General features: G+C 38.5%; 5 protein-coding genes, 1 tRNA gene and 1 rRNA gene. 3 read left to right on the forward strand and 4 right to left on the reverse strand.

Translation table 11 applies throughout. The features are described from left to right. The first annotated feature begins 3 nt into the window (after positions 1-3). A tRNA-Glu gene (locus ACP3VS_RS23800) sits at positions 4-75 on the forward strand. A gap of 67 nt (positions 76-142) precedes the next feature. On the opposite strand, the gene ACP3VS_RS23805 is transcribed toward ACP3VS_RS23800, so the two are convergent. The 4 genes from ACP3VS_RS23805 to nadB all read right to left on the reverse strand — a co-directional run bounded on the left by ACP3VS_RS23805 (position 143) and on the right by nadB (position 4,198). Continuing rightward, positions 143-559: a VOC family protein gene (locus ACP3VS_RS23805; RefSeq protein WP_426390212.1), complete on the reverse strand. Its 417-nt coding sequence runs from the start codon at positions 557-559 to the stop codon at positions 143-145. 145 nt (positions 560-704) lie between these two features. Then, on the reverse strand, positions 705-1,808 hold the full coding sequence (gene nadA / locus ACP3VS_RS23810) for a quinolinate synthase NadA (RefSeq protein ID WP_012295778.1): 1,104 nt from the start codon (positions 1,806-1,808) through the stop codon (positions 705-707). Further along, positions 1,795-2,655, reverse strand: coding sequence for a carboxylating nicotinate-nucleotide diphosphorylase (gene nadC, locus ACP3VS_RS23815; RefSeq protein WP_012295777.1), 861 nt, complete (start codon positions 2,653-2,655; stop codon positions 1,795-1,797). The genes nadA and nadC overlap by 14 nt, the downstream gene beginning before the upstream one ends. Then, positions 2,612-4,198: an L-aspartate oxidase gene (gene nadB / locus ACP3VS_RS23820; protein WP_012295776.1), complete on the reverse strand. Its 1,587-nt coding sequence runs from the start codon at positions 4,196-4,198 to the stop codon at positions 2,612-2,614. The genes nadC and nadB overlap by 44 nt, the downstream gene beginning before the upstream one ends. Before the next feature lie 100 nt (positions 4,199-4,298). Between nadB and ACP3VS_RS23825 the strand changes: the two genes are divergently transcribed. Next, positions 4,299-5,369, forward strand: coding sequence for a cysteine desulfurase family protein (locus ACP3VS_RS23825; protein ID WP_012295775.1), 1,071 nt, complete (start codon positions 4,299-4,301; stop codon positions 5,367-5,369). A 248-nt stretch (positions 5,370-5,617) separates the two neighbouring features. Next, positions 5,618-5,697 (forward strand): 5S ribosomal RNA (rrf, locus tag ACP3VS_RS23830); the annotation flags it as partial.

A 5,697-nucleotide genomic window follows, 5' to 3' on the forward strand; every position in this document is an offset into this window, starting at 1 on the left:
ATCGGCCCGTTGGTCAAGTGGTTAAGACACCGCCCTTTCACGGCGGTAACACGGGTTCGAATCCCGTACGGGTCATATAAAAAACAGTAGATGCACTAGCGTCTACTGTTTTTTTATAGAAAAATAATGTTAGATAATCGATTTACTCTTGATTCATTGCATGTTCATCCATATAAACTACTTCCCAAATATGTCCATCTAAATCTTGAAAACCCCAGCCATACATAAATCCATGATCTTGTGGATCACTATAAGGTTTTCCCCCGGAGACAAGTGCCTTATTTACTAGCTGATCTACTTGCTCGCGATTATCTGCAGATAGACATAAAATTGCTTCTGCAGAAACAGTAGTATCCGTAATTTTCTTGTTAGTAAATCCTTTGAAACGATCTTCGACCATTAGTAAAGCAAAAATATTCTCACTAATAATCATTGAGGCAGTCGTTTCGTCACTGAATTGTTGATTGAACTCAAAACCTAACTTCTGAAAAAACGACGTGGATTTGTTTAAATTTTTTACTGGTAAATTAATGAAAATATTTTTTGATTGAAAAGACATTTCTTATCACCTCCAAATCGACATTATCATAAAGAATAAATTGCTGTCAATTTCAGGAGGTAACCTGGATACTTAATTCTATACAAGTAAAAAGCAGAAATATTGTTATTTTACAACATCAACATCTCTGCTTTAATATCCTGATTTATCTTCTTGCTAACATTCTTTCCAGCGAACTAAGAGCTTCCTTGCTAGTATGATCATCAACTTGTATACGGTTATGCGGTTGACCGTGATCAATACTTTCAAGGCACCACAGCAAATGGGGAAGATCAATGCGATTCATCGTTAAGCAAGGACAAAAGTTTTCATTTAAAGAGATAATTTGCTTATCTGGATGCTGCTTTATAATACGATTGACCAGATTCATTTCTGTCCCTATTGCCCATGCAGACCCACTAGGTGCTTGATTAATTGTATCAATAATGTACTTAGTTGAGCCAGCATCATCAGCCGCGTCTACAACCTCTCGACTACATTCAGGATGAACAATAATTCTCATGGATGGATATTCCTTACGAACAGTCTCCGTATGTTGAACTGTAAACCCTTCATGCACAGAGCAATGCCCCTTCCATAGAATAACTTGGATGTTTTCAATAGGTTGTTTAGTCTCAAGTATATTCTTATGTGGATTCCAAACCGCCATATTTTCGAGCGGAACACCTAAGTCATAAGCAGTATTTCTTCCTAAATGTTGGTCAGGTAAAAAGAAGATACGCTGTTTTTGTGTAAATGCCCACTGAACAAGCTCCTTAGCATTAGATGATGTTACACAAGCACCACCATGTCTTCCTGTAAAGGCTTTAATAGCTGCTGTTGAATTAACATAGGTAAGTGGGGTGATCGTATCGCCAAAGAGCTGCTGCAAAATTGGCCATGCTTGTTCAGTTTGATAGATATCTGCCATATCAGCCATCGAACAACCTGCACGCATATCTGGTAAATATACATGTTGCCGTTTTGATGTTAGCATATCAGCAGTTTCAGCCATAAAATGCACGCCACAAAATACAATGTGCTCTGCCTCTTTGTTTGCGGCAGATAACTGAGCCAGCTGTAGGGAATCTCCTGTTGCATCAGCAAATTGTATAACTTCATCTTTTTGATAGTGATGTCCCGGAATAAAAAGCTTGGATCCTAATTTTTTTTTGATTGATAAAATACGTGATTCCATTTCCGTTATCGATAATGCACGATAATGCTCAGGAAGTAACGTCGTCTGTTGTAATAAGCTAGTGATGGACAATGGAATGGCCTCCTTTCATTTGGACGAGGGCGCTAATGTCAAAGGCTTTGACTGAATGGGTTAGAGTACCAAGTGAAATCCATTGTACACCGGCTTGAGCATAGGCCCTTATATTTTCAAGTGTAATGCCTCCTGATGCTTCAGTCGTTATAGAAGAAGGAACAGCAGGCAGCCATGCACGTATTTCCTCAGGACTTCGATTATCAAACATTATAATATCTGCTCCAGCTAAAATGGCTTCATCTAGCTGTTTTTTCGTTTCAATTTCTACTTCAATTTTAACGGTATGACCAACTTTCTCTCTAGCAGCCTGAATGGCTTTTGTGATGCTACCAGCAAAAGCAATATGATTATCCTTTAGCATGATTGCATCATATAGACCATTGCGATGGTTAAAAGCACCACCAGTTCTAACAGCATATTTATCAAGCATACGCAAACCCGGTATTGTTTTACGCGTATCACATATTTTTGTGTTCGTTCCTGCAATTTCCTGGACGGCTAGGTGAGCAGCCGTAGCTATCGCAGACATACGTTGTATAAGATTTAAAATCACACGTTCTCCCATTAGTAATTTTTGTAAGGGACCATCTATAATGGCAATGACATCACCAACCTCTATGGATTCTCCATCTTTTTTAGGAAGGTTGACTTCTATAGACCGATCTAATAAGAGGAAGCCGTGCTCAATAATAGATGCCCCACAAAAAATGCCACTTTCTTTGGCATAAAATGAAAAGGTTCCTTGCTGTTTAGGAGAAAAAATATATTCACTCGATAAATCCCCATCACCTATATCCTCATTAAAAAATTGCTTGAGCATTTCCTCGAGTTTGATGATATTCATACAATGAATTCCTCACTTTCATTTGTCCTTGCGAAAAAATTATCCATCGATTTGCCCATTGTGCTTCCATTTTGGGGTTATCGCTACGAATGTGTGCTCCACGTGTTTCAGTTCTTGTAATGGCTGCATGGGTTATTAGTGTGGCGACAACATGCATCATATACAGTTCCAGCTCAATCTGTTGCAAACCCTTTAAATTTGCATGGAGAAGTGCGTGTATAGAGGGTAATTGCTGGAGGGAATATTGCAAGTCGTCACCGTTTCTAACGATGCCTAAGTACTGCATCATGTGTTGTTGTAATTGTTGTTTGCTAAATAATAACGGCATTGAATCGACATTTTTATCGTTAGCAAGTAAGAAATCTTTTTGGCTACAGCCTTGTTGAATAATGAAATATGCCATTCTTTGACCAAAAGTAATTCCTTCCAATAGGGAGTTACTGGCTAAACGATTAGCGCCATGGACCCCCGTACAGGCCACTTCGCCGATAGCATACAAGTTGGCTATAGTGGTCCTTCCTTTGTCATCAGCAATAATACCGCCCATTAAAAAATGACTTCCTGGTGAAACGGGAATCAGGCCTTCTTGTAAGTCAACATGGTTATTACGGCAAAGCTGTGTGATTGATGGAAATTTAACATCAAAATTTTGGATAGAGGAAATATCAAGGAATGTTTCCTCACCAGCAGCCCGTTTCTTAAATAATGCGAGCGCTGTAATATGTCTTGGTGCTAAGTCTAGTTGTGCATGTATGCCCTTCATAATTGGACGACGTTGTGCATCGACAAAGATACCGCCAGCACCACGTACTGCTTCAGAAATCAATCCTTTTGCCTCATTTTCACACCAAAGTAGGCTTGGATGAAACTGTATAAATTCCATATCACTAATTGCAGCGCCTGCTCGAAAGGCTAAAGCAATACCATCACCAGTATTTGTTGGATCATTAGATGTACTTGAATAAAGTGCTCCAGCACCACCTGTCGCTAAAATAACATGATGAGCAAAGTAGCGTTTAGTGCCTTCTCTTCCTTTTGTGAGTACACCTATACAGTCACCATTTTTATTCAGTAAAAGCTCATAGGCCATTTCATAGCAATTTATCTTCGTGTTAGGTGAAAGTTTATGAAGCAAGTAATCTATGAAAATTTGACCAGTACGATCACCACCTGCATGTAGAATACGATGATGACTATGTGCACCCTCTAGACCTAGAGCAGGAGCTCCATTGTTATGCCGATCAATAGGAAAACCAGCTTTAAGGTAATTGCGCATTATTTTTGTGCCTTCTTCTATGAGTGTTTGAACATGTCTACTTTCATGATGAAACTCTCCAGCCTTCAATGTATCCGCAACATGGCAATCAATATGGTCCTCCTCACTTATCACAGCAGCAATGCCACCCTGGGCACGATAAGAACTACTTGTATGGACGGATGATTTTGTAACTATTTGTATTTTAAAATGTTCTTCAAGCAATAGAGCAGCCTGAAGTGCTGCAATACCACTGCCAATTATCAGGACGTCTGTCTTTACATCCATAGTTATACCTTCTTTACAGTTGTCTTGACAATTATCTTTACATAAAATAAAAAAGAAAACAAGACCTGTTGAACGAGAGAGGAAGAATACGATGATCTACATGGATTACGCAGCAACATCACCAATGACGAAAAAAGCGCTTGAAGCATATGTAGAGGTGGCACAGCGTTATTATGGAAATAGCTCAAGCCTCCATGATTTAGGAGGGCAAGCTCATTATTTTATCCAGCAGTCAAGAGAGATTATAGCCCATGAGCTCGGTGTCAATAGTGATGGTGTTATCTTTACTGGAAGTGGAACAGAAGGAAATATTATGGCCATTTTGTCATTAGCATTAGCCTCTAAAAAAGGGAGGCATATTATTTCATCACAAGCTGAACATACGTCTGTACATGCGGCCATGAATACATTGGAGAAAATGGGCTTTGAAGTGACAAAATTACCGTTGCAAAAGGATGGCTGTATTGACTCAGAGCAACTTCTACATGCTATTCGCAAAGATACAGCATTAATTTCTATTCAACATGTAAATTCAGAAATTGGCTCTATTCAACCTGTGGAAAAAATAATTGAGGCAGCCAAAGAATCCGCTGTTTACTGTCATATAGATTGTGTGCAATCCTTTGGAAAATTAACTATACCAAGAGGGGGAGACGCCATGACAATCTCTGCACATAAAATAGGAGGACCTAAAGGATGTGGTGCAGTTTATATAAACCCTGCAATCCGTGTTCCAGCACTAACGCCAGGCGTAACTCATGAGAGAGGACTAAGAGGGGGGACTTTAGATACACCTTCAATTGTTTCCTTTGCAGCAGCGGTTGAAAATAATAATTATGAAAGACAGCATTACGAGGAATTAAGAAGATATTTTAAAAGTCGCCTACCTAAAACAGGCCAACTAATAGAGTGTAAGCAGCAATTGCCGAATATTTGTGGTGTTATGATGAGTAAAGTGGAGGGGCAGTATGTATTATTAAAATTAAACGAGGCAGGGATTAGTATATCAACAGGAAGTGCGTGTGATATTCATAGCGAATCCGGAACAAAAGCCATTTTATCGATGAATTATTCAATCGAAGCGGCTCGCCGATTCTTTAGAATATCTTTCGGAGATTCAACAACATTTAAAGAAATTGATAGATTGACTAGGGAACTTGCTACTATTTAGTAGCAAGTTTTAAGTTAGATAATAAGCTGAAAATATATAGATGAAAAATAATTGTTTTCTTTTGAAACAACTATTGCTATAATATTTTGCAGGGCAATATTTTCTCTTACTTAACAAAAATATCTTTTAAAAGTAATAATTTCTTTTTTTTATAAAAAAGTATTGCACAATATGAGAAAACGTTATACAATAATTCTTGTCTTGAAGGACAGGTAAACAACTTCAAAACAAGATACATAATAAAACAGTCTAGTGATGATGGCAAAGAGGTCACACCCGTTCCCATACCGAACACGGAAGTTAAGCTCTTTAGCGCCGATGGTAGTTG

It is taken from the genome of Lysinibacillus sp. VIII_CA (assembly GCF_049943995.1).
Classification (GTDB): domain Bacteria; phylum Bacillota; class Bacilli; order Bacillales_A; family Planococcaceae; genus Lysinibacillus; species Lysinibacillus pinottii.

Excerpts from the sequence above, each read along its gene's own strand:
- ACP3VS_RS23805 (WP_426390212.1), bottom strand. The coding sequence starts at position 559 with ATGTCTTTTCAATCAAAAAATATTTTCATTAATTTACCAGTAAAAAAT.
- nadC (WP_012295777.1), bottom strand. The coding sequence starts at position 2,655 with ATGAATATCATCAAACTCGAGGAAATGCTCAAGCAATTTTTTAATGAG.
- nadB (WP_012295776.1), bottom strand. The coding sequence starts at position 4,198 with ATGGATGTAAAGACAGACGTCCTGATAATTGGCAGTGGTATTGCAGCA.
- ACP3VS_RS23825 (WP_012295775.1), top strand. The coding sequence starts at position 4,299 with ATGGATTACGCAGCAACATCACCAATGACGAAAAAAGCGCTTGAAGCA.